The following is a 21,987-nucleotide window of genomic DNA, read 5'->3' as shown; positions in this document are numbered from 1 at the left end:
TGTCAGTCGAGTTTCTTGTTCACGTCCACCAGCAACGCGGCGATCTCTTTGCGGCGTCCGGCATCGGCACTTTCCCGGCCTGGGCGAGGAGCGGCTTGCAGGGCCTTGAGCAGCGCTGCTTTGGCTTCAGCGTAGCGTTTTTGACGGTAAAGGTGATCGCCCCAGAAGTACAGACTGTCGATTCCCTCGGGGTTGAGTTGCAAAGCCTGTTTGAACAGTTGTTCGGCTTTGTCGCTGTCGCCGAAACCGATCGGCCAGCCCGGTACCCGGTCGTACAGCGCGGCGAGGCTGGTGTAGGCCGAACCTTGCAGCGCCTTGGGATCGAGGGTCAGGGATTTTTCCAGATCGGCCTTGGCGTCCTTGGCTTTGCCCAGGGCACCAAGTCCGCCCTCGGCACCGGCCCAACTGCTGGTGACGATGCCTTTCCAGATCCAGGCCTCGGCGACGGCCGGCCGTTCGGTGGTGAAGTGCGTTGCCTGAACGGCCAGTTGTTCGAACGCGGCGGCGCGCTGTTTTTCCGGCGTTTCGTATTGGATGTGCGCCCAGCTCTGCTGGATGCTGTTGAGGCGTTGCTGATCGGCGGCGTCCATCGCCAAGGCTGATTGACTTAGGGCGCCCAGCAGCAGGCACGCGAAGAGTCTTTTCATGGTTTTGGCGTCTCGTTTTCAGGTTTTTCACTCAGGCGACGGATCAACGGCAATTGCTTGCGCAGACCGCGATCCACCAGATTGGGCAGCAGGCTGTTGAGGCGCACGAAAAAGCGCTCCGGCCAGCCCAGATAGAGGTCGCGGCGATCACCGGCAATCGCATGGATCACCGCAGCGGCGACGGCCTGCGGATCGTCGACGCTGGCTTTGAGTGCATCGTTCAATGCCTGCGCAGCGGGGCTGTTCATGCTGGTGCGGGTGGCGCGCGGTGCGACATACAGCACGCCGACCCGGGTGTCCGCCAGTTCCCGGCGCAAGGCCTCGGAAAACCCGCGCAAGGCAAATTTGGTGGCGCAATAACTGGCATAACCGGGATAGCCGATTGAACCGTAGGTAGAGCCGACATTGACCACCATGGCGCTGTCGGCCTGCTTGAGCAGCGGTAGCAACAGTTTGGTCAGGCAGATCGGCGCACTGATGTTCACCGCCAGCATGGCGTTGATGTCGCTGTCGTCGAGCTGTTCCAGCATTGCGAAGTGATTGACCCCGGCGGCGTTGATCAGCAGGTTGATGCCGCCGATGGCCTCGGCGGCGGCCAGCACCTTGCGCCGGTCGCTGAGGAATGTCAGGTCGGCAGCGACCCAGCACAGATTCTGTGGGTAAAGATCGAGCAACGGGCGCAGCGATTCCTGATGTCGCGCCACCGCCAGGACTTGCGCACCGGCGGCGCACAGGGCACGGGTGATGGCCAGTCCGATGCCGCCGCTGGCACCGGTCAGCACCACACGGGCTTCATGCAGCTGCATGTTGAACCTCCGCGTCACGGGGCAGGCTTCGGAACATGTCGGTGTAGAGCCGATAGACGACTTTCGAGGCATGAATCACCGCCGCCTGATCGGCCGGATCTTCCAGCTGATTCATCAACCGGCGATAGGTGTGCATGTGCTCGATGTCGAGCGAACCGTGGGAGCTGAGATAACTGAACGCCGTTTCGGGCAGCGCCAGTCGTTCGCGAATGCTGCCTGCCGCGTGTGTGGCCAAAGCGATGCTGGTGCCTTCAAGCACATTCACCATGCCGAACAATCCCACCGGGTTGTCCCGGGCGATCAGGTCGTAGAGGAAACTGACCATCAGCTCGATCGGCAACGAAGGCTGACCGTCCCGGACCGCGTCACGATCACCGCCACAAGCGGCGATGTCGTCGAGTACCCATTGCTCATGACCGTATTCGTCCTCGATGTATTCGCACACGGCTTTGCGCAGCCATTCCAGGTGCGTCGGAAGGCGTGCGCCACAGGCCATCATCAGCGGTACGGTGTGGCGCACGTGGTAGTAGGCCTGGGCGAGAAACGCGCGATAGCTTTCAAGACTGACCTTGCCTTGCAGCGCATCGAGGATGATTGGCAAATTGAACAACTCGTGGCGTTCCTGTTGTGTGGCTTCTTGCAGGGTGTCGAAAAAACTCATGGTGCCGATTCCTCGGAAAGGACTGATTCAGTGAGCAAGGTGCGGTACTGCGCGACGATCGCATCGCGGCGCGGGCGGCCGTTGGCGGTGAGCAGGCCATTGGCGGCGGTGAAGGGTTGCTTGAGGCGCGTCCAGTGATGCACTTGGGCGTAATCGGGCAATACCTCGTTGGCAGCGGCGACGGCGGCTTCCAGTTGTGCATCGGTGCAATCAGGGCGATGTGGCCAGAGCAGGGCGTGGTTGTGCGGCAAGGCCTCGCCATACACAAAGGCCTGAGCGATGTGATGGCGCTGGGTCAGTTCGGACTCGACCCATTCCGGGTTGACGTTGCGCCCGAAGCTGGTGACGAACTGATGCTTCTTGCGGCCCTTGAGGTAGAGAAAACCCTCCGGATCGAATTCGCCCAGATCACCGCTGGGCCACCATTCATCACTGAATGCCGGTTCGCCCAGGTAGCCGATCAGTGTCGAGCCCTTGATCAACACCTCTCCGTCTTCGGCAAGGCGTACGTCGACATGGGGCAGGGGCCGCCCGACACTGCCCGGACGCCGAGCCCCGGGCCGGTTGAGGCAGACCACCGATGCGCACTCGGACAGGCCGTAGCCTTCGTAGACCGGCAGGCCGACCCGTTGCGCGCGGTGCAGCAGATCTTCGGAAACCCGTGCGCCACCGACGGCGGCAAAACGCAGCGATTGCGGATCGAAGGCTTTCTGTTCGGCGGCGCTGACCAGTAACAGCAGCAACTGCGGCACCAGGATCAGGCTCTCGGGTGCCCGGCTGGACAGACAGCCGAGCAAGCGCGGCAGGTCGACGCCGCTGGCGCCCTGGATGCCCAGGGTTTTCTGGCTCGGTACGCTCAGCGTCGCGCCGGCGTACAGGGCCGCGTAACAGCCGAGGTTTTCCAGCAGGATCGCCAGCGGCAGCAACGCCACGTGATGTTGAGGGGCTGTGGGTTTGCTGGATTCTTCCAGCTCCCGAGCGACCCGCAGCAGACTGTCCGCGCTCAGGCACACGCCCTTCGGTGTACCGGTGGTGCCGGAAGTAAACGTCAGTTTGGCAGTGCCGGCCGGCAGGCGGTTCGGGCCTTCAAAAGCGCGGCACCAGAATTCACCGCGTTGTTGATAACCGGCGGCGAGCAATTCTGGCTCCAGCTCCGGTTCAGCGATCACCCGTTCGGCCTGGCTTTGTTCCAGACAATGGGCACGTTGTGCCGGACTGAAAAACGGCGGCAGGGTCACGCACGTCAAGCCTTCAAACATTGCCGCCAGGTCCCAGAGTATCGCTTCGACGCCGTTGTCCAGCGCCAACGCAATGACCGTCACCTGTTCATCGCGCAGGCGCTGCTGGCGGTACATCACTTCGGCGTACAGCGTCGTGTAGCTGATTTTCAGCGTGTCGCCCCACAACGCCAGGGCGTTGTCATTGCGCCCTGCGTGGCTGCGCAGGGTTTCCTGAAATCGTTGACGTTCAAGCGACATGGCAGGCTCCCTCAACGGATGTCGGCAATCCCAGCCGGCTGAACAGACCGATGTTGCGCAGATGGATAAAGCCGGCGCGGATATTGCCGACATGCACCCAGGGTTTGCTTTCGTAGTAACTGCCCCAGTGGTGACGGTCATCGCCCAGACGCTCCGGGTCAGCGGCGCACAGCGTCACCGGTTTCAGACCCAGACGATGGAAGCTGTTGACGAGGCCGATATTGCCGGTGAAGGTCACCCATTCCAGACCGCCCATGGCCAACAGGTAAGTAATGGCAATGATGCTCAGGCGTGCGCTGCCGGTGTCGTTGGCGGCAAGGTTGCCGACTTCGACAATCGCGCTGCGCTCCACCGGTCGCTCGGCGGCTGCGCTAATCAACGGCTCGATCGGCTCATCCAGGTAACGTTCGAGAAACAGCGATTCAAGATGCGCGCGGCGTACGCCGGCCACCGCGCACAGGTCGCCGGAGTCGTTGTGCACGCCAAACAGTTCGGGCATGAAATGGCGGATGTCGGCGCCGTGGGCCTTGCGAAAGCGTTGTTGAATGAACGCTTCGAACGATGCCCGCTGAGCGTCGCCCGGCAGCGAGCTGGACAATTGCATCGGTGGTGTTTCGGCATGGCCGAAGTGCAGGGGCAGGGGGATGTTCCAGTCAGAATCGGGCATGGGCTGAAGGCCTCCCTCAATAGGTTTGAGTGGAGTATCCGGGCCATTTCTTAACGAAGTCTGAAGGTGAAAAAAGGTTAACGAACGACGGATCTTCAGATTGTCTTAAGACTGTCAAGGCAGTGTGACGCCGTCGGTTCGCCCGGCAACCGGATCGAGACAGCCGGACGAGTCGGCCGTCGCTCACAACAATCACGAGGCAACTATGACCCGCGACATGGCCGCACCCCGTTATGGAAAACTGTCGATCACCTTGCACTGGCTGATGCTGGCGCTGTTCGTCGGCGTGTATGCCTGCGTTGAAATAAAAGGCTTCATGCCCCGAGGCAGCGAAGCGCGGGGCCTGCTCATGGGCCTGCACGGGCTATTCGGCGCGAGCATTTTCGTTCTGGTGTGGGTTCGTCTGCTCGGGCGCTTGACGCCGCGTCCGCCGATCACGCCGAAACCTCCCGCCTGGCAGACCGCAATCGCGCATCTGATGCACCTGGCGCTGTATGTGCTGATGATCGTCACACCGGTGCTGGCCTGGATGATGCTTGCGGCCGGAGACAAACCTTTCCCGTATTTCGGCTTTCATCTGCCGTCGCCGCTGGCGGTGGATACCGACATGGCCAAGCAGCTCAAGTACTGGCATGAGCTGATCGGCAATGCCGGTTACTGGCTGATCGGCCTGCACGCGGTGGCGGGGCTGTTTCATCACTATTGGGTGCGGGACAACACGCTGCTGCGCATGCTGCCGTCGCGTCAGCGTTGAGTTCGGTGTTGAGTCAAGTGTTCAAAAGCGAGAGGCAATCTGCCGGGCAGGTTGCCGAAATCAAGATCGGCGTCCAATCTGATGCCGGACGACAGGGAGCGTTATCCGACACTCCGCCGCAAAGGGAGCTTACAACATGAGCGAAGACGCAAAAGTAAAAGGCCCGGCATCCTACTTTCCTTCAATCGAAAAGAAGTACGGCCAGCCCATCGAGCACTGGCTGAATCTGCTCGCCAGCGTTACCGACAAAAAACACATGGAACTGGTCGCGTGGCTTAAGACCGAACACGGCATGGGCCACGGGCATGCGAATGCATTGGTTGCCCATCATCTGGCAAGTGGCAAGAAGTGAGGGCAGGGCAACCATGAACGCATGATCGACAGAGAGCGACTCATAGGCGGTCTTGGTGGAGTGCTGTCAACGCTACACCGGAAACGAAAAAAACCGCCATTTTGGTGCACGGGTTTTTCGTTCCCGGTGATGATTACCTACTCATGGAAAACGATATGAATATGGGATCGCCCGCGCGCTGGTGATGCCTTATCGTTTCAAGCCGCGACCGGAATCGGGCTGATCGCTTGTTGCTTCCAGGCTTTCGGCGACATGCCTTCAGCTTTCACGAACGTACGGCAGAAGTGTGCTTGATCGCAGAAGCCGCATTCCAGTGCGATCTCTGTGAGCAGCAAGGTGGAGTCCTTCATCAGTTCTCTGCTTTTCATGACCCGCTGTTCACGCAGCCATTGCTGCGGGGACATCCGGGTGCTTTGCTTGAACATGCGGGAGAAGTGACTGCGCGACAATGCGCAGGCTTCGGCCAGTTCAGTCACAGTAATGCCGGTATCCAGCCTGTCGAGCATCAGTTGTTGGGCAGTCCTTATCTGCCAGGACTTGAGCTGTCCTGTCGAAGTCAGGGTGAGCGTCGCCAGCACGGTAGATTTGTCCATGTTCATACACATCCGGAAATTCAGGTAACAGGATGCGCGCGACTGACTCGACTCAGTCGACAGCGCACCCTTTGCAAGTCTGGACAGCCCCCGGGGCAGGGGCCGGCGATGGTTCAGACAGAAGCAGCGACAGGCGCCAGGGAGGGGCCATGCTGAACGCGCTCAGGCGCTTTGTGCACCATGGTGTAGGCGTAGTCGACGCCCATGCCGTAGGCACCGGAATGTTCCCTGACCAGTTCCATCACGGCGTCGTAGGTGGCGCGGTTCTTCCAGTCCCTTTGCCATTCCAGCAGCACCTGCTGCCAGGTCACCGGTACGACGCCGGCCTGGATCATGCGCTGCATGGCGTAATCGTGGGCCTCTTTGGTGGTGCCGCCGGAGGCGTCTGCGACCATATAGATCTCATAGCCGGCATCGTTCATTGCCGACAGGGCGAAGGTGGCATTGCACACCTCGGTCCACAGACCGGAGACGATGATCTTGTTGCGACCATTTTTCTTGAGTGCGTCGCGCACCTTCTGATCGTCCCAGGAGTTCATGGAGGTGCGCTCCAGCAGCGGGGCGTCCGGAAACACAGCGAGTAGCTCGGGATAGGTGTGACCCGAGAAGCTTTCTGTCTCAACCGTGGTGAGGGTGGTGGGGACATTGAAGATCTTCGCTGCCTTGGCCAGGGCAACGGTGTTGTTCTTGAGCGTTTGCCGGTCGATGCTCTGCACGCCGAAGGCCATCTGTGGCTGGTGGTCGATGAAAATCAGTTGGCTGTTCAGTGGAGTCAGGACTTCAGTTTTAGGATTGTTCATTCTTGTTTCCTTTCAGCTCGATGCTGTTCAGTCGCACAAGTCTCGGGCCCTTCAGGTATCACCGTAAACACAAGTGCGTTCCTCAGCGTCATTGCTGAGGGCAAGCAAAAGATAACGAAACAAAATGTTTATTGGTGGCGCATTTTTGCGCCTTTGTGGGCTTATTCATGCGCCATAAGATGTGCGCTCGCACTGCTAGCATTCGCCCACCCATACGGATCAGACCGATCCCTCATGAGCTGGAGAGTGCAATGGCAGTTTCACAACCGTTCAACAAACAGACCGTCTACTGGGGCGTTCCCTGGGAGGAGGCCTATGGCTATCCGCAGGCGCGGCGGGTAGGAAACGAGATCTACGTATCAGGTCAATTCAACCATGATGAAGAAGGTAATCTGGTCGCCCCGGCGCCGCTGAATGCCGACGGAAAACCCAGTGATTTCTCTTCGATGGGAGAGCAGATGCAGGTCTCTTACGACAACATTTCGAAGCTGCTCGCCTTGTATGGCGCAACGCTGCAAGACGTTGTCGAGGAAACGCTTTACGTGCTGGATATGGATGCTGCGTTCGCAGTCGTCGGCAAAGTGCGCAAGGCTGCCTATGGTACTGAGCGGCCTCAGTGCGCGAGCAATATCATTGGGGTGTCAAGGCTTGCCCAGCGCCCGCAACTGATCGAGATCGCATGCAAGGCCGTGATCGGTGCGCGAAACATCTGAGCTGCACTCCCGGTTTCGATCTAGGTGACCGGGAGTATCGACTGCCCTTCGACCAAGGGCTTCTGACTGGTCACGGCAGCCGCGCAGAAGGTCATGAATGCCTTGACTCGCCACGATTTTCGAATGTCCTGGTGAGTCAGCAGCCATAACTCATCCTGAAGCTCCGGCACCACCGGCCCGGCGCGTACCAACCCTGGGGTGATGTCGCCCAACATGCAGGGAAGGAATCCAAATCCCAGGCCCGCCGCGATGGCTACGCTTGCCGCTGCAACGGAATCGGTGCGGTACGCTATGCGCTCCGCAGCGACTCTGCTTTCGACATAACGGGTCGCCCTCAAACCGCAGAGCGCTGCGGAGTAGGAGACCCATGCCTTGCCCTCTTCGAAAAGGGGCGAGTCAGTCATCTGCCTGGCAGAGCAGTAAGGTGCCCAGGCAATGTTTGCCAGTTTGCGGCCCACCAGGCTTTCCGCGGGTTTTCTCGTCGCCCGAATGGCGATGTCCGATTCATCCCGGGCGAGGCTGAGGGTTTCATTGCCCACCAGCACCTCGATGGTGATTCCCTCATTCAGAGCCTTGAAGTCCGCGATGATGGGGGTGAAGAAGTACAGCAGCAGCGAGTCGCTGGTGGTAATTCGAAGTTTTCCGAGGGGACCCTGTCCTGAACGTGAAACACGCCGCGTGACACTGACGATATCCAGCTCCACACGCTCGGCGAGCGCTCGCAATTCAGCACCCTCGGCGGTGAGCAGATACCCTGATTTGCGGTGATCGAACAACGCGACGCCGAGCGTGCGCTCAACTTGAGTAATCCGGCGCGAAACGGTGGATACATTGATGCCAAGCTTTTTGGCCGTCGCCGAACGATTGCCGCAATCACTGAGCGTCTTGATGATGCGCAAGTCGTCCCACGAGAGCTGACTGGCAGCCTCGCCTGCGTCCCATTTCGTCCTGTCAGGGGAAGCCAGAGCTTTATCGGTTGGCGATTTCACACAGTTCGTTCCAGATGCGAAGGCGCTGATGATACGAGAAGCGGTTAGGTGAAGCAGCCACATTGTTCTGGCAATTGGTTGAAAGCTATTATTCCGCTGACTCAGCGGCCGTATGTGGATCAGGCGACGACGGTGGCGCAGCGGTGTAATCCGTACTGAGGTTTTTCGCGGTGAAATCCGGTCTGCCGATGCCGTGGGTGTCGGCAGACCGTTCTGTTTTCCGTTGGTCAAACAGCGTATTGACATATCGAATAATCTCGATATTCTCGCGGCATGGACCTGATCGAAGTATTCAAAGCACTCTCAAACCCGGTACGGCTTGAAATCCTGAAAGGCTTGAAGGACCCCGTAAAGAACTTCCCCCCGCAGGACGAGGGCGATGTTCACACGGTGGGCGTGTGTGTGAGCAGTATTCAAGAGGGCATCGGACTCTCGCAATCAACGGTGTCCGGTTATCTTGCAACGCTGCAGCGCGTGGGCCTGGTTGAAGTCAGGCGCATCGGTCAGTGGACCTACTACAAGCGCAATGAAGCCAACATCAGCGCTTTGGCTGAGGTCATAGGGAAAGAGCTGTAAAAAAATTTACCGCATGATATCGAGATATCTCGATATCCCTTATTATCGATACGAGGATTCACCATGAAAGCGATGCTGCTTGAATCATTTGGCAACCCTGAATCGTTCACACTCTGCGACGTACCCAAGCCCGTGCCGGAAGCGGGACAAGTGCTGGTCCGGGTACACGCCACCTCGATCAATCCATTGGATTATCAAGTCCGACGCGGCGACTATTCCGACCTGGTGCCACTGCCGGCCATCACCGGACATGACGTCTCCGGCGTAGTCGAAGCGGTCGGCCCGGGTGTGACGGCTTTCGCCCCCGGAGACGAAGTCTGGTACACGCCGCAAATCTTCGACGGCCCCGGCAGCTATGCCGAGTACCACGTGGCGTCCGCCAGCATCATCGGCAAAAAGCCTTCCTCGCTGAGCCATCTAGAAGCCGCCAGCCTGAGCCTGGTCGGCGGGACGGCATGGGAAGCCCTGATCGTGCGGGCAGCGCTCAGAGTCGGCGAGAGCATTCTGATCCACGGCGGCGCGGGAGGTGTCGGACATGTCGCCATCCAGCTCGCCAAGGCGATGGGCGCCAAAGTGTTCACCACCGCACGCGAAGCAAACGCCGAGTTCGTCCGCCGCATGGGCGCCGATGTGATCATCGACTACGAAAAGGACGACTACGTCGACGCCATCCTGCGAGAAACCAATGGCCTCGGAGTGGACGTGGTGTTCGACACAATCGGCGGCGACACCCTCGCGCGCAGCCCCGACGCCCTCGCACAACTTGGCCGCGTGGTCTCGATCGTCGACATCGCCAAACCACAAAACCTCGTTCAGGCGTGGGGCAAGAACGCGAGCTATCACTTCGTTTTCACCCGCCAGAACCGCGGCAAGCTCGATGAGTTGAGTGCGTTGGTGGAGCGCGGTCAACTGCGGCCACATGTTGGTGCGGTGTATTCGCTTGCGGAGATTCCGCTGGCCCATGCTCGGCTGGAAAGTCCCAATAACGGTCTTCAAGGGAAGATTGCGATTGCGATCGAGCCGTCGCTTCGGGCGGGTTCTGTGGGGGATGCGTCATGATTTATGAGATCGCTTTGTTGCCTGTTCACGCAGAACGCATTGATGAGTTCAGAGGTGCATTTGCCGAGGTTGCGCCTTTGCTCCGCCGTGCGAATGGGTACGGCGGGCACATGCTAGCGCAGGGGATTGAAACGCCGGAGCGGTTCAATTTGATCGTGCGGTGGGAATCGCTTGGGGCTCATACGGAGTTTGAGGCGGGCGAAGACCACAGGATCTTTATGCTTGAATTGGAGGGGTATTTTTCGGAGGAACCGCAGGTGTATCACATTGAAGGGGCGGCTTTTACTGCGGGTGGAGATGATGGGGCGCTTTGGCCCGGAAACTGAATCAGGAGTCCTTCAGAAAAAAGGGGCAGATTCATTACCTGAATCTGCCCCTTTTTTTTCGTTGAGCTCAGCCGTTGGCGTTTGCTCTCTTTTCCGCCGTCACGATGCAAGCCTTGTAGAAATTGGAATGGAAATCGCTGATCGCTTTCTGCTGCAAGCTCTCGCTTGAGTATTGAGGAATCTCGTACGCCTCGCGAATCAACGACTTGAACACCTCACCCACATACTCGTTCTGCTTACCTGCCGCTTCGGCCAGTTCCAACACCGAAGCCATGGGCGCGCCTTGCTGCCTGGTTTTCATGACCTGTTTGGCCGAGTTTTCTATTCGTTGGCACTCTTCGAGCTCTTCCTGCGGCACAGGAGAGGCAAGAGCGGAAAAACTGATGGCGAAGGTTACTGCTGTTGCCAGACATTGTTTGTGCACGAGGTGTCATCCCTGATTTTGAGGCTGAACCTTATCATTCGTGGCTCGGCGCCACCAATGCAGGCAGGGAGAAAGAGCGCCAGGTGCTGGCACGCGGCCACGCCTTGCGCCCCCCGATTTCCGCTGTCACCCTTCGGCCCGTTCTTCAAGGATCAGAAGAAGGAATCAAGGATTGACTGGCTACATTCCCAACCCGCCTAAAAACTATCGCAACAAAGGAACCGACCCCGTCGATATTCATGCCCAGCGTTGGGCTGAGTATGAGAAACACGGGAAGGAACCTGCATCGGCTCGTGAAAAAATCGGCATTGCCCTGCGGATCGGAGTGTTCTTCGATGGTACGGGGAATAATGTCAATAACGCGGCTGCAGGGTTACTTTGCGGTGCCCATCATCCCATTGCTGCTCAAGATATTGATGCCAGTTGCAAGCCGTTCATGAAAGATCCGGACAGCAGCTACGGTAATGACACCAGCAATGTGCAGAAACTGAGTGACTTGTACTACGCACCTCAGAAAGCCGAAGGAGAGGGGGCGCAGAAGCAAGCCTTTCGCATGGTGTATGTCGAGGGGATCGGTACCCGCTCAGGCATGGAGGACAGTACGCTTGGGGCCGGCACTGGTCGAGGTGAGACGGGGGTTGCAGGTCGTGTTCAGCTTTCGTTTTCAGAGATCAAACTGCGTATTGAAGGGGTACTGGCTAGCCATCCTGAGAGCGAAATTACTTCTCTGACATTCGATACGTTCGGTTTCAGTCGTGGAGCTGCTGCCGCTCGGCATTTTGCCAATGAAATTGCACGCGGAAAGCAGGGCCCTCTTGGGGATGTGATGCGCAGTAATGCGAGAGGATTCAGTTCTACTTTCAATGATCAATACAAAAGCAGCATCAACATGGGCTTCATTGGTCTGTTCGACACCGTACCCTCGATTGCCGGATGGTCAAATCTGGGCAATATCAAAAGCCCTGTTGCCACTGGTATCAGGTTGTACCTGGATCGTCGCTATTTCACAGATGTTGTCCAGCTGACTGCGCGTGATGAATGCCGGGCGAATTTCGCTTTGAGTCGCGTCAAGCCCGATCATTTGGAAATCGTTTTACCGGGAGTTCATTCCGACCTTGGGGGTGGTTACCTCGAAGAAGCACAAGAGAATGTACTCGTCAGTCCAATGCAAAGCTTGGACGTGTCGCAGAATACTGATGTTGTGACAACCTCGATTTATCGTGATGCAGAGATAGTGAAGGATCAGTTGCTTGCCAAAGGTTGGCCTGCGGAAATGCTGGAGATTGTCACGCCAGCTGCGTTGCCCTTGCCTAATGCCTTACAAGATCGGCTCAGTCCGCGCTTAAAACGGGTGTACGCCGCAGTCCAACTAAAACGACCGGTGAGTGGCATGCTTTCCCGGGTGTACCTGCGCTTGATGCACCAGTTGGCGAAAGAGAAGGGCGTTCGCTTTAAAGACATTCCGGATACACCGGAATTGGCTGTTCCTTCAGAGCTTCAAGCATTGTGTGATCGGTTCTTGGCGGGTGACTACAGCGTTACTCCGCAAGAAGAAAAGCTGTTGAAACTGAAGTACATTCACACGTCCGCAAACTGGAACCATCCCCTTGGACGCAGAGACGGCAGTGGAATGAGAGCGGTCTATATCAATGCTCCTACCGCAGACTCGATTCGCGTACAACATCCTCACGTACCTGACTGGACACTCTGGTAATGAAATTGCTCGTCACTCTGTTTTGCTCGTTGTTCATGGCTGGGTGCCAGTCTGCTGACCCGCTATCAGGCAAAAACGACCCCAAATCCGAATGGTGGGAATTGGCATTCATCGAACCTGATTACATGCAGGTTTGGGTGGAGGACAGTTCTGTGCAGGACATTACCGGCAAGGTCTACTTCAAGGCCAATGGCGGCTCTGCAGCCGGTGGCGAGCCTGAGGACGGCACCGAGTCGGCTCGCGGCTGGTCCATCGTGGACGGCAGCGGAAAACGAGTGGTGGGTGCCGATCTTCCCGTGCGGATATATGTTCGATGGCAGTCAATCGTTGAAAAGAAAACCTGGCAAGCCTGGGTGGATATTCCAGAACACGCCAGACAATTGATGGTGGAATCCACCAGCAAACGTTGCCCGCAAACACCTGAACGAGAGGCGCGGTTTATGGCGTCGGTTTACTTGGGGCTGGCGCCCGGCGGGGTGGTGCAGGCTTGGGTTAAAGACTCGTGTCATAAGGCGATCAAGGTCGCTCGGGCGCAAGCAGAGATTGAGCCGTTAGGGCCTAGTCAGGGTAAGAACCAAGGACGTTACGCCTATCCGGTCAGTGAGAAGTCGCAACGCTACATTGAGAAGTTTGGCATTCCGTACGGCAGTTGGTAGCTGTCAGCAAATGAGGCAAGTCATAAGTTTGCTATGCCTGCTGTTGATTGCTGGGTGTCATTTGACTGATCCGTTGTCAGGCGAAAATGATCCCAGGTCCGAATGGTGGGAGCTCGGCTTTACCGAACCTCGCTACATGAAGGTCTGGGTTGAAGACACCGTTGTGGAAGACATCAAAGGAAGAACGTTCCTACGAACCGGCGGGGGATCCGCCTCGGGCGGGCAACCAGAGGATGGCACAGAGTCAGCCCGAGGTTGGCATGGCGTAGGCGGCTCTGCAAAAGCAGTAGTAGGCGCCGATCTTCCCAAGCGAATCTTTGTTCGTTGGCAATCTATTGTGGAGCCTCAGACCTATCGTGCTTGGGTGGATATACCGGAAGAAGCCAGGCAACTAATGCTGACATCGGTCAACCAGCGATGCGCGAAAAGACCGGAGGAAACGGCCACTTATATTTCTTCGGTTTATTTAGGGTTGGCGCCGGGCGGAGTTGTGCAAGTGTGGGTTAGAGATTCTTGTCATCACCCGGTCAAAATGGCTAGGACGCGAGCTGAGATTGAACCGCTGGGTCCAAGCCAAGGCAAAAAACAGGGGCGTTACGCTTACCCGGTTAGTGAGAAATCCAAACGCTATATTGAGAAGTTCGGCATTCCATATGGCAGTTGGTTGTTTTGGAGGAACGAGGAGGAAAAAATAGGGCGGACTTCTAAGGGGTAAATCCTTCCCATTTTTTCATGTGTTGTCGGGACTTTTTTTGATCAGCTCTCAGATGAAACTCAGGTCAATTGAGCGGAAAGTCTAGCAATCTCGGCATACCGAATATATGCAGCTCGGTTTTGCATTACGGAAAGTGCAATTGGAGAGCTTATTCCCTTTCCGTTGGTCATATCCATTAGTTTTCTTTTGTCTAAGGATAGTGCTTTGAAAAAAATATGTGCCAAGTCGTGGATTGATATGTTCGCAAGTCCAGTGTACAGGGTCTGGTTTGCTGGGTATTTTGATTTTATTTCTTTCCAGAATTCACTATCGCTATAGTATAGCTCGCATGGATTATTAAAAACGATGTCCGAGTTGACCAAGAATACCAAATATGTACAGAAGAAAAAATCCCATTTATCTTCGGAAAAATACGAATTGAATGTATGGATTCTTTTTGTTATTGCTTCCAGATCTCGTATTTGGCAGTTGAAAGACAACGAAAGACTTTTAAATACAATTTGGTGTGGGTTTAGCGTGTCGCTAAATATTGACGTGGAGCTTGGCTCAACCTCTTCGTTTAGGCCGAATGGAGACGGGCTATGATAAGTGTCGAAAATTTTATAATGTGTGAATGGCGGGCAAATATCTTGCTTTATATGGGAGATTATCCAATTGTCTAGTTGTGCGTTGTCAAGCTTGAAGGTCGAATCGAAAAATCTTTTAAGGTAGCGTTTTGATGCGAATCCTGAGCCATACACTGCGCAAATTGAATGTGCAAGTTGCTCCGTGTCAGTCGCAATAACAAAGCGACAGCCTTCAATTTCAAAAAAATGTTTGACTCGCTCAAGGAGTTCAATGGCGTAAGTTGGGCGGCAACGATCTAACTCGTCGATAAAGATATAAACAGGCTTCTCTTGGTTGTTGCTACTAACGACCTTGAATAACTCCGTGAGGGAGTCTTGAAATTGGCTGACGGCGTTTAAAGCTTCCTGGTTTTTTCCTAATATTTGTTCAACAAATTTCTCCGCTGATTCAGCTGTCGCTTCTCCATCTAGAATGTCTAGAAAATCATCCCCAAGATATTTTTTGGCCGCTGCTTTCAGCATTGACGGTGCGATAGCCACGGCTAGCTCGCCAGCTTTTTTAGTAAACTCTTTGACTTTCTCTTCAACTAGTGATTGCGTTCCTCTATGTTCAGAAAGCTGGTCGCGGATTACCGATACGAGTGATAATAAAGGGTCATCTAAAAAATCGTTTTCCCATGCGTTAAAGTAGACTACTGGTCGCAGGTCTTCTTGCAAAAGCTGGAATCTCCAGTTTTTTAAAAAATACGTTTTTCCTGCGCCCCATGGGGAGTCTATGTTGAGTACGCGACAAATGTCTTGGTCCAAGAAATTTGAAAGAAATTCCGCGCGTCTTTTACGATCTAATAGGTCGTCGCTCCAAGCTAAGTTTGTCATGATTTTCCGTTACTATTTAAATGGTTGTAGGTGGTGGGTTATTTTTTTGCGTAGTGTAGATTCATGCTTCATGTTTGAGTAGGTCATATACGCAGAGAACTCTCTTAAATTCAGTGGTGCTCCTGTCTTGGAAGTTTTTTGTATATATCTCAAGATCGTCGATTGAAATTTTTTTGTTGAACGCTGACCATATTATAGAGTTGATTTTGTTACTGCTGGCAATGCTGTCATCTTCAAGGATGTCCAAGATTTTTTTGTGGTCTGTTTTTAAACGATCCTTGATGCCGTCTACAATGCTTTTGATTTTGTCCCTTTGTTGTTGTTTTAGGCGAGCTTCGTCTTTGAGGGTGGTGCAGACTTTAGAAAATCCGAATATAGGAAAAAATTGACTGGATTGGATTTTTTGTTTGTTGATAAGTTCCAGTATCTGATCGTTCGACTCTTCCATGATTTTGAAGTAATTTGTGATTATTTCTGAAATGGTGAAGTATTGATACTGAATGGTTTTTGATGATCCGATTGCCAGGATTTTGTCACTGTTCTTAAGTGAGTCCAGATCTTCAGTGATTGTAACTTTTATCTCTCCACCTGCATAAATTTCTTTGACGATATTCTGAACCTTTCTAACATCCATCGCGGTGATTGGTAATGTAAGCTTAGAGATTGCTTCGTAGATTGCGCCAAAATTATCTGTTTTTATCTTATTGATTCTTATGGTGGATGAGAATCCTTCTAGGTCAATATCATGCTCTGAAATTTCAGTTGAGGTAGAGTCTCTTTCAAACTCAATGAGTAGGAAGTTCTCTCGAATTTTTTTTGCATGATCGGAGTTGGGTTTTACGTAGGTAAAGATAGTTCTCAATAAGGCTTTTATATTTTCATCGCTAACGCTGTAGCCTATAAATATAATAGGGTTGTGGATGAAAAGTGAAAGTAGTTGAGCCCTGATCAGTTCGTATCTTGCAAAAAATGATTTATAGTCATCCTCGCTGATTATTATTTTTGTAGGGTGGTCAACGCAGCCGTGAATTTTATATACGGATCCATATGGGTTGCTGAGTAGTATGTCATTGCCAATTAGTGGTGAGAACTCAAAGAAGGTTTCGAGGAAGCTGTCATAGTTTGTGGTGATTATTGATCCTATGTTTTTGCTTGCTCGTTTAAGTGCGGATAGTTCTTCGGTGAAACCTTCTCTTATGGTGGTGTCACTGAGTAATTGAGATATGTAAATCTTCAGTCGACTTATGCTTATGTTATTTTGCATGTTTTGATAGAAGATATCATTTACAAAGCCCAAAGGGCCGCTTCTGTTTGAAGCTACTTCGGTATTAAACTCCCTCTCAAGGGTGCTTGCAATTCTGTCATATTTGAAGTCTCCATCCACTTCTGACGCAGCTTTTATGTCAAAGTAGTACTCATCATTACCTTTCAGGTCGTATGATATTTTTTTAAGCAGGCCGTCCCAAGTGTAGGATTTGTTGAGGTATCTTAGGCTCATTCCAGTCCCGACAAACAAAATCGGGTGATTTCGATATTTCCCTATAAACTCTTCAATATTCATTTGTTGAGTGCCTTCCAATTATTCTCGGATAATCTGGTTTATTGTCTCTGGATTGGAAATGAAGGTTTTGATCTCTGTCTAGTGCTGAGCGGAGCATACCTAACAGTCATGTGCCTAAACAGTTAAGAGGGTGACGTCCGTTCTAGCCAACCGCTCCCCATTAACCATCACATGCACCACATGCACCCCCGCATAATGCTTCCTCGTAGTGAAATCCTTAATCACCTGCCGCCGCACCACAACCTCACTCCAAAACCCTGCCAACTCCAGCGTCTTCAACTTGAAAACCTTGGCCGATGTCCCGCCATTCGCCTTCACATAGTCAATCGCATAATCAATCACCAACCGCTGTTCAACTGGCACCAACGATCGAACGGTAAACGACAAAGTGATCGTCTCTCCAAGCCGAACAACCGCCGGTTCCACCTTCACATCCAGCAACTCAACCTCAGCCTTTGCCCCCGCACCAATAACAGTGAGCGCCCGCGAATCGCCCTGTTTGATCAAACTCCGCAATGCATGTCTGGCAATCCAAGCCGTGTGCCTGTTCTCAAGGGACCACCCCTCAACCGTATCCAGCACCCATTCCGGATGCTCTTTCGTCACGTCATTCAAATGATTCGCCACGGACTTGCGCACGTACAAACTTTCATCCGCCTTAAGCCGGTCGAGAATCCCGGCAGCCAACAGCGGATCAGCCTGCACCGGTTCCAGCCGAAATGACCACGGCAGGCGAGGGCGGCTGCCTTCGCTGGCGAGTCTTCGGACGTGGTGGTTTTCGTCTCGGGTCCAGTCGTGCATCAGTTCCAGCGAGCGTTCCAGGTCGCTGCGCAGGAAGTGGCGGATGGCAAATTCGGAGGAGCCGAAGGTGGTGAAGTACTTCAGGGCCTCCATGGAGGTGTCGAACGCGTGCGCGCCGTAGCTCGCGACGTAGTGCGGCAGGCACATGCTGACGAAGCCGCTGTTCAGTCGCGGGGCAAGTTCGCGTAGTACGGCGAGGGAATCTTCGTAATCCAGCGGTAGCACGTGGTGCAGGCTTTCGCTGACGCGGGCCATGCGTTGCATGACGGAGAGGTCGGCGAGGCCGTGGTTGGCGTGCTTGAGAAACGCCTTGGCCTTGAACGCCGGGTACACGGCGCTCATTTCTGTAGCGATGTGTTGCAGGCGTTCGGCGTTGAAGAATTCTTTGAGGGCCGGGGCGGCGGTTTCGGTGGTGCTCATGGTCAGGTCATCGGGGTGCTGATGAACGCCTGGGTGCTTTCGGCGTACGCGGTGTATTGGGCGATGCGCGGGAAGCGATCCGCGTCGATCTGGTCAGGGACGACGAGGCCGGTGAAGCTCCAGGCGACGGCGAGGGTGATGCCGTCCTGCTGGAGAGGGCCGTCGGTGGGCAGCGGGTGTTTTTCGAGTTCGTGTTCGAGGGCAGTGAAGGCGGCGGCGAGTTGACCTTCGACGCGTTCGACCCACGGTTGGTATTGAATGTCGGCCGGGCGCAGGTTGCGTTCGTAGTAGAGCTGCACGGCTTTTTCGCAGGCGGCGAGGCCGAGGCCGATCAGGCGCAGGGCTCTGACCCGTTGCGGCAGGTCGGCGGGCAGCAGGGTTTTGCCCGACAGGGCTTCGAGGTAGTCGAGGATCAGGGTCGAGTCGATCAGCACTTCGCCGTCATCGAGCACCAGGGTCGGAGCCTTGACCACCGGGTTGATCTGCTGGAAGCGCTCGAAGTGACGGAACACCGACACCGGGTCGTGTTCCAGTTCGATCCCCAGGCACTTGGCGGAGATCGCCACGCGGCGCACGTAAGGGGAGTCCAGCATGCCGATCAGTTTCATGACGCGTTCCTTCAAGTCGAACCGGGGAGGGCATAACGTAGCCGAGGTTGGGGGGATTTGTCAGTCTTTGGAAAGGGCTGCTGTCGCCGTCAACGACCGTAACGAATTGCGACAAAGCGCCGCTCGTCCGACGTTTGTCTTCTATATACAGCCGCTCGACTGAATTTCTTGCTATAAACGCACTCCGATGAGCGCTGTGAAGCCTGTGTCAGAGCAGTTTCCGGGCCTTGTCGGACAAATTCCCGGTATTTACAGTTGCTGAGGCCTCAAACGGGCCTTAGACTGCCGCCCCTTCGTAAATTGAGTGCCGGGTGGCGTTTGCAATAAACGATGCCTTTCCGATGACCGCAGGCGGTTCGCCGGAACGCTCCCTAATTCGCCTTAATGCACGTTTTTTATAGAGATATCAATGACAAAGGACAAGTTGCTGGCCATGCCGGCAGATGACTACATGAATGCCGAGCAACACGCTTTCTTTCAAGAGCTGTTGCAGAACATGAAAGTCGAAACCCATGAGCGCATTGAGCAGAACCGTATTGCCATCGAAAGCCTGGACACCCCGGCTGACCCGGCGGACGCCGCATCGGTGGAAGAAGAGCGCACCTGGCTGGTAAACGCGATCGATCGCGACCAGCGCATGCTGCCGCAACTCGAGCAGGCCCTTGAGCGTATCAAGGAAGACAGCTTTGGCTGGTGCGACGACAGCGGCGAGCCGATCGGCCTGAAACGCCTGCTGATCAGCCCGACCACCAAGTACTGCATCGAAGCTCAAGAGCGTCACGAGCAGATCGACAAGCACCAGCGTCAGGCCTGATTCCTGAGGCGACCCCTTCAATGCGGGTCGTCGCGAAAAGATCGCAGCCTTTTGCAGCTCCCCCGGGAACTGCAAAAGGCTGCGATCTTTGCTTTTTTTCGTCTGCCGGAAAGTCTCCCCGCCATTCCATTGACCTGCCACAGACCCACGACTAACGGACCATGGATAATGGCGTTGTAGTGGCGTTTAATGCAGTCACAACAATGAGAACAAGCGTGGGGTAACGAAATGACGAGAGATGGATCTCTGGTTGCGGCTCTGCCTGCACCAGTTGTTTTGCCGAAGAATCGCTGGCTGACGCCGACCCTGCAAAGCATCGCCCTGATGCTGTTGCTGGCCGGGATGAGCCTGGGCGAATGGCCCTTGTACGTCGGCATGCCGCTGGCGGTGCTGATCGTCTGGCTGCCGCGCCTGCGTTCCCGGGCGGTCCCCGATGCGCAACCTGTCGACAGCAGCAGCGCGATGTCCGAGCTGACTCGCGATCTTTCCTACACCACCAGCCATAACGCGCTGTCAGCCGCCGGCGTGGCATTTTCCGTCAAGGAGCTGGCCGGCAAGCTGCAATCACAACTCGATGCCGCCGCGCAGATCGTCAACAACGCTGAAGTCATGATCGCCACTGAGCAGGCCACTTCGCAGCTCAGCCGCGAGGCATTGGGCGCTGCCAGCGAAGCCCATCACAGCAGCGCGGCGGGGCGCACCGAGCTGGTGGATTCGATCTCGCGCATGCATCAGCTCAGCCAGCGCGCCAATGCCAGCCGCGAACTGATCGAAGCCTTGAGCCAGCGCAGTGATGACATCCAGCGCGTGACACTGGTGATCCAGTCCATCGCCAGCCAGACCAACCTCCTGGCATTGAACGCCGCCATCGAAGCGGCCCGGGCCGGTGAGCACGGTCGCGGTTTTGCGGTGGTGGCGGATGAAGTGCGCGGTCTGGCTGCCCGAACCGCGACAGCCACCGGCGAAGTGGGCGAGATGGTCGCCGACATCCAGCAACGCACGGCGCAGGTGGTGGAGCAGATTCGCCAGCTCTCCGACGATTTGCACACGGGCGTCGAGCAGGTCGAACACACCGGTCAGCACCTGGAAAACATCGCGCGACTGGCGGCCGGGGTGGAAACCCAGGTCGGCGAAATCGCTCGAGGCGCAGAAACCAATCGTGAACAGCTCGACAGCCTGTTCACCGCCATCGAGCAGATGCGCAGCGATCTGGCGATCAGCGACCAACAGACCCGGCGCCTGGCCGAGGCGGCCGTGCAGATGGAAGGGCAGGCAGAAACCATCAGCGAACGTCTGGCTGAAGTCGGTCTGGATGACTATCACCAGCGCATCTATGATCTCGCCCGCGAAGGGGCCAGTCAGATTGCCGCGCGATTCGAGGCCGATGTCGAACAAGGGCGCATCAGTCTTGAAGACCTGTTCGACCGCCAGTATCAGCCGATTCCCGGTACACAACCCGCGAAGTTCCAGACCCGTTTCGATCGCTACACCGATCAGGTGCTGCCGGCCATTCAGGAACCATTGTTGCCGCGCCACGAAGGTCTGGTGTTTGCCATCGCCTGCACGCAGCAGGGTTACGTGCCGACCCACAATCAGGCGTTCAGCCAGCCGCTGACCGGGAATGCACAGGTCGACACCGTCAACAATCGCACCAAGCGCAAGTTCGCCGACCGCACCGGCATCCGCTGCGGCAGCCATCAGCAACCGGTGCTGTTGCAGACTTACACCCGCGATACCGGCGAGCTGATGCACGACCTGTCGGTGCCGATCATGGTCAAGGGCCGCCACTGGGGCGGGTTGCGTCTGGGCTACAAACCGGAGAATCCGCGCTGAGGCATTGTTGCCGGAACTGCAATTAAGCTGTACAGCCGCGCAGCTGTTTCATCCTGATCCAGATCATTAACATGCCTACATAGTTAGGTTGCTAATGAAGTTGGGAGGTCAGCATGCAATGCAGAGTCGATGTCGCGGTGATGATCGGCAGCGGCGTACCCGCCGGTTTGCGCGCGATGGGGCAAAGTGTCTGCTGGGTGGTGCTGCTCAATGGCGAGCAGCGCGGCACCGCTTTTGCCAGTCGCGACGAAGCCGAGGAGTGCAGGGCGGCGTGGCTCGCGCAATTGAGCGCCAGGGCCGGAGACAGCCTGCACTGATTGAAATCATTTGCCCCGGTGCAGGCGCACGTTCAGTTCATCGACCATCACCGCTTCTTCACCATCAGCACGCAGCCATTCCTTGAGCAATTGCGCCTGCTGCGGGCTCCAGAATTCGGCGTCGATCAGTTTGGTACCGGCTTCCAGCGGATGGGCTTCGATGAAGTCGTCGATCGCCGTTTCCTCCGAAGGCAGCCCTAATTGATCGAACAGGGTTGTCAGGTTGTAGGCAGGCAGTTCCATGGTGTACTCCTTGAAGGA

General features: G+C 55.6%; 26 protein-coding genes. 12 read left to right on the top strand and 14 right to left on the bottom strand.

The window, feature by feature from the left end; translation table 11 throughout:
• Positions 1-2 precede the first annotated feature (2 nt).
• From AC0R79_RS18685 to AC0R79_RS18665, 5 genes are read right to left on the bottom strand one after another with little or no spacing between them, the layout of a single operon-like run.
• On the bottom strand, positions 3-647 hold the full coding sequence (locus AC0R79_RS18685; RefSeq protein WP_474731188.1) for a tetratricopeptide repeat protein: 645 nt from the start codon (positions 645-647) through the stop codon (positions 3-5).
• Complete coding sequence (locus AC0R79_RS18680; RefSeq protein ID WP_258711911.1) at positions 644-1,453, bottom strand: SDR family oxidoreductase; 810 nt, start codon at positions 1,451-1,453, stop codon at positions 644-646. Before AC0R79_RS18680 ends, AC0R79_RS18685 begins: the two co-directional genes overlap by 4 nt.
• Positions 1,440-2,114: a TenA family transcriptional regulator gene (locus AC0R79_RS18675; protein ID WP_127798485.1), complete on the bottom strand. Its 675-nt coding sequence runs from the start codon at positions 2,112-2,114 to the stop codon at positions 1,440-1,442. Before AC0R79_RS18675 ends, AC0R79_RS18680 begins: the two co-directional genes overlap by 14 nt.
• Positions 2,111-3,592: an AMP-binding protein gene (locus tag AC0R79_RS18670; protein WP_474731185.1), complete on the bottom strand. Its 1,482-nt coding sequence runs from the start codon at positions 3,590-3,592 to the stop codon at positions 2,111-2,113. The genes AC0R79_RS18675 and AC0R79_RS18670 overlap by 4 nt, the downstream gene beginning before the upstream one ends.
• Entirely contained in the window at positions 3,582-4,259 is a 678-nt protein-coding gene (locus AC0R79_RS18665) for a thermostable hemolysin (RefSeq protein ID WP_127798483.1), read from the bottom strand. Before AC0R79_RS18665 ends, AC0R79_RS18670 begins: the two co-directional genes overlap by 11 nt.
• A 205-nt stretch (positions 4,260-4,464) precedes the next feature.
• Here AC0R79_RS18665 and AC0R79_RS18660 point away from each other — a divergent pair, with 205 nt between their 5' ends.
• Together AC0R79_RS18660 and AC0R79_RS18655 are read left to right on the top strand one after the other, a co-directional pair.
• Positions 4,465-5,013 (top strand): cytochrome b, encoded by a 549-nt coding sequence (locus tag AC0R79_RS18660; protein WP_127798482.1) that lies wholly within the window; start codon positions 4,465-4,467, stop codon positions 5,011-5,013.
• Positions 5,014-5,149: 136 nt separating this feature from the next.
• Positions 5,150-5,365: a DUF4287 domain-containing protein gene (locus tag AC0R79_RS18655; protein WP_474731182.1), complete on the top strand. Its 216-nt coding sequence runs from the start codon at positions 5,150-5,152 to the stop codon at positions 5,363-5,365.
• Positions 5,366-5,562: 197 nt separating this feature from the next.
• Here the strand turns inward: AC0R79_RS18655 and AC0R79_RS18650 are convergent, their stop codons facing one another.
• Entirely contained in the window at positions 5,563-5,964 is a 402-nt protein-coding gene (locus tag AC0R79_RS18650) for a helix-turn-helix domain-containing protein (protein ID WP_474731180.1), read from the bottom strand.
• A 107-nt stretch (positions 5,965-6,071) separates the two neighbouring features.
• Positions 6,072-6,758 carry a hydrolase gene (locus AC0R79_RS18645; protein WP_085711437.1) on the bottom strand — a complete coding sequence of 229 codons (687 nt, stop codon included), beginning with the start codon at positions 6,756-6,758 and terminating at the stop codon, positions 6,072-6,074.
• A gap of 251 nt (positions 6,759-7,009) precedes the next feature.
• On the opposite strand from AC0R79_RS18645, the gene AC0R79_RS18640 reads away from it, so the two are divergent.
• Complete coding sequence (locus tag AC0R79_RS18640; RefSeq protein ID WP_474731177.1) at positions 7,010-7,471, top strand: RidA family protein; 462 nt, start codon at positions 7,010-7,012, stop codon at positions 7,469-7,471.
• Between the two features lie 20 nt (positions 7,472-7,491).
• Here the strand turns inward: AC0R79_RS18640 and AC0R79_RS18635 are convergent, their stop codons facing one another.
• Positions 7,492-8,460 (bottom strand): LysR family transcriptional regulator, encoded by a 969-nt coding sequence (locus AC0R79_RS18635; protein ID WP_474731175.1) that lies wholly within the window; start codon positions 8,458-8,460, stop codon positions 7,492-7,494.
• Between the two features lie 273 nt (positions 8,461-8,733).
• On the opposite strand from AC0R79_RS18635, the gene AC0R79_RS18630 reads away from it, so the two are divergent.
• The 3 genes from AC0R79_RS18630 to AC0R79_RS18620 all read left to right on the top strand — a co-directional run bounded on the left by AC0R79_RS18630 (position 8,734) and on the right by AC0R79_RS18620 (position 10,421).
• Positions 8,734-9,036, top strand: a complete 303-nt coding sequence (locus AC0R79_RS18630; RefSeq protein WP_007950555.1) for an ArsR/SmtB family transcription factor — start codon at positions 8,734-8,736, stop codon at positions 9,034-9,036.
• A gap of 63 nt (positions 9,037-9,099) precedes the next feature.
• The gene (locus AC0R79_RS18625) at positions 9,100-10,095 is read left to right on the top strand and encodes a zinc-dependent alcohol dehydrogenase family protein (protein WP_474731172.1); all 996 of its coding nucleotides are present in this window, start codon (positions 9,100-9,102) and stop codon (positions 10,093-10,095) included.
• On the top strand, positions 10,092-10,421 hold the full coding sequence (locus AC0R79_RS18620) for an antibiotic biosynthesis monooxygenase family protein (RefSeq protein WP_474731170.1): 330 nt from the start codon (positions 10,092-10,094) through the stop codon (positions 10,419-10,421). Before AC0R79_RS18625 ends, AC0R79_RS18620 begins: the two co-directional genes overlap by 4 nt.
• A gap of 67 nt (positions 10,422-10,488) precedes the next feature.
• Here AC0R79_RS18620 and AC0R79_RS18615 read toward each other — a convergent pair whose 3' ends face one another.
• Complete coding sequence (locus AC0R79_RS18615; RefSeq protein WP_474731167.1) at positions 10,489-10,845, bottom strand: hypothetical protein; 357 nt, start codon at positions 10,843-10,845, stop codon at positions 10,489-10,491.
• Between the two features lie 172 nt (positions 10,846-11,017).
• Here AC0R79_RS18615 and AC0R79_RS18610 point away from each other — a divergent pair, with 172 nt between their 5' ends.
• Genes AC0R79_RS18610 through AC0R79_RS18600 form a run of 3 tightly spaced genes read left to right on the top strand, consistent with a single transcriptional unit; the run spans position 11,018 to position 13,930 of the window.
• Entirely contained in the window at positions 11,018-12,559 is a 1,542-nt protein-coding gene (locus AC0R79_RS18610; protein WP_474731164.1) for a DUF2235 domain-containing protein, read from the top strand.
• Entirely contained in the window at positions 12,559-13,215 is a 657-nt protein-coding gene (locus AC0R79_RS18605; protein ID WP_474731161.1) for a DUF2931 family protein, read from the top strand. Before AC0R79_RS18610 ends, AC0R79_RS18605 begins: the two co-directional genes overlap by 1 nt.
• A gap of 10 nt (positions 13,216-13,225) precedes the next feature.
• Positions 13,226-13,930, top strand: a complete 705-nt coding sequence (locus tag AC0R79_RS18600) for a DUF2931 family protein (RefSeq protein ID WP_474731159.1) — start codon at positions 13,226-13,228, stop codon at positions 13,928-13,930.
• A gap of 59 nt (positions 13,931-13,989) precedes the next feature.
• Here the strand turns inward: AC0R79_RS18600 and AC0R79_RS18595 are convergent, their stop codons facing one another.
• The 4 genes from AC0R79_RS18595 to AC0R79_RS18580 all read right to left on the bottom strand — a co-directional run bounded on the left by AC0R79_RS18595 (position 13,990) and on the right by AC0R79_RS18580 (position 18,762).
• On the bottom strand, positions 13,990-15,372 hold the full coding sequence (locus tag AC0R79_RS18595; protein ID WP_474731157.1) for a KAP family P-loop NTPase fold protein: 1,383 nt from the start codon (positions 15,370-15,372) through the stop codon (positions 13,990-13,992).
• A gap of 61 nt (positions 15,373-15,433) precedes the next feature.
• Complete coding sequence (locus AC0R79_RS18590; protein ID WP_474731154.1) at positions 15,434-16,933, bottom strand: SIR2 family protein; 1,500 nt, start codon at positions 16,931-16,933, stop codon at positions 15,434-15,436.
• Positions 16,934-17,047: 114 nt separating this feature from the next.
• Positions 17,048-18,154 carry a DNA alkylation repair protein gene (locus tag AC0R79_RS18585; RefSeq protein WP_474731149.1) on the bottom strand — a complete coding sequence of 369 codons (1,107 nt, stop codon included), beginning with the start codon at positions 18,152-18,154 and terminating at the stop codon, positions 17,048-17,050.
• Positions 18,155-18,156: 2 nt separating this feature from the next.
• Positions 18,157-18,762, bottom strand: a complete 606-nt coding sequence (locus AC0R79_RS18580; RefSeq protein ID WP_474731146.1) for a glutathione S-transferase — start codon at positions 18,760-18,762, stop codon at positions 18,157-18,159.
• Positions 18,763-19,171: 409 nt separating this feature from the next.
• Between AC0R79_RS18580 and AC0R79_RS18575 the strand changes: the two genes are divergently transcribed.
• From AC0R79_RS18575 to AC0R79_RS18565, 3 genes are all read left to right on the top strand, one after another.
• On the top strand, positions 19,172-19,576 hold the full coding sequence (locus AC0R79_RS18575) for a TraR/DksA family transcriptional regulator (RefSeq protein ID WP_039767046.1): 405 nt from the start codon (positions 19,172-19,174) through the stop codon (positions 19,574-19,576).
• A 228-nt stretch (positions 19,577-19,804) separates the two neighbouring features.
• Positions 19,805-21,409, top strand: coding sequence for a methyl-accepting chemotaxis protein (locus AC0R79_RS18570; protein WP_474731142.1), 1,605 nt, complete (start codon positions 19,805-19,807; stop codon positions 21,407-21,409).
• Positions 21,410-21,522: 113 nt separating this feature from the next.
• Positions 21,523-21,726: a hypothetical protein gene (locus AC0R79_RS18565; protein ID WP_273897471.1), complete on the top strand. Its 204-nt coding sequence runs from the start codon at positions 21,523-21,525 to the stop codon at positions 21,724-21,726.
• Between the two features lie 6 nt (positions 21,727-21,732).
• Here AC0R79_RS18565 and AC0R79_RS18560 read toward each other — a convergent pair whose 3' ends face one another.
• Positions 21,733-21,969 carry a DUF2789 family protein gene (locus AC0R79_RS18560; protein WP_007950543.1) on the bottom strand — a complete coding sequence of 79 codons (237 nt, stop codon included), beginning with the start codon at positions 21,967-21,969 and terminating at the stop codon, positions 21,733-21,735.
• Positions 21,970-21,987: the final 18 nt, after the last annotated feature.

The sequence above is a fragment of the Pseudomonas sp. HD57-3 genome, assembly GCF_056113135.1.
The sequence above is the reverse complement of the archived record's forward strand: the minus strand, read 5'-3'. Positions and strand labels throughout refer to the sequence as shown.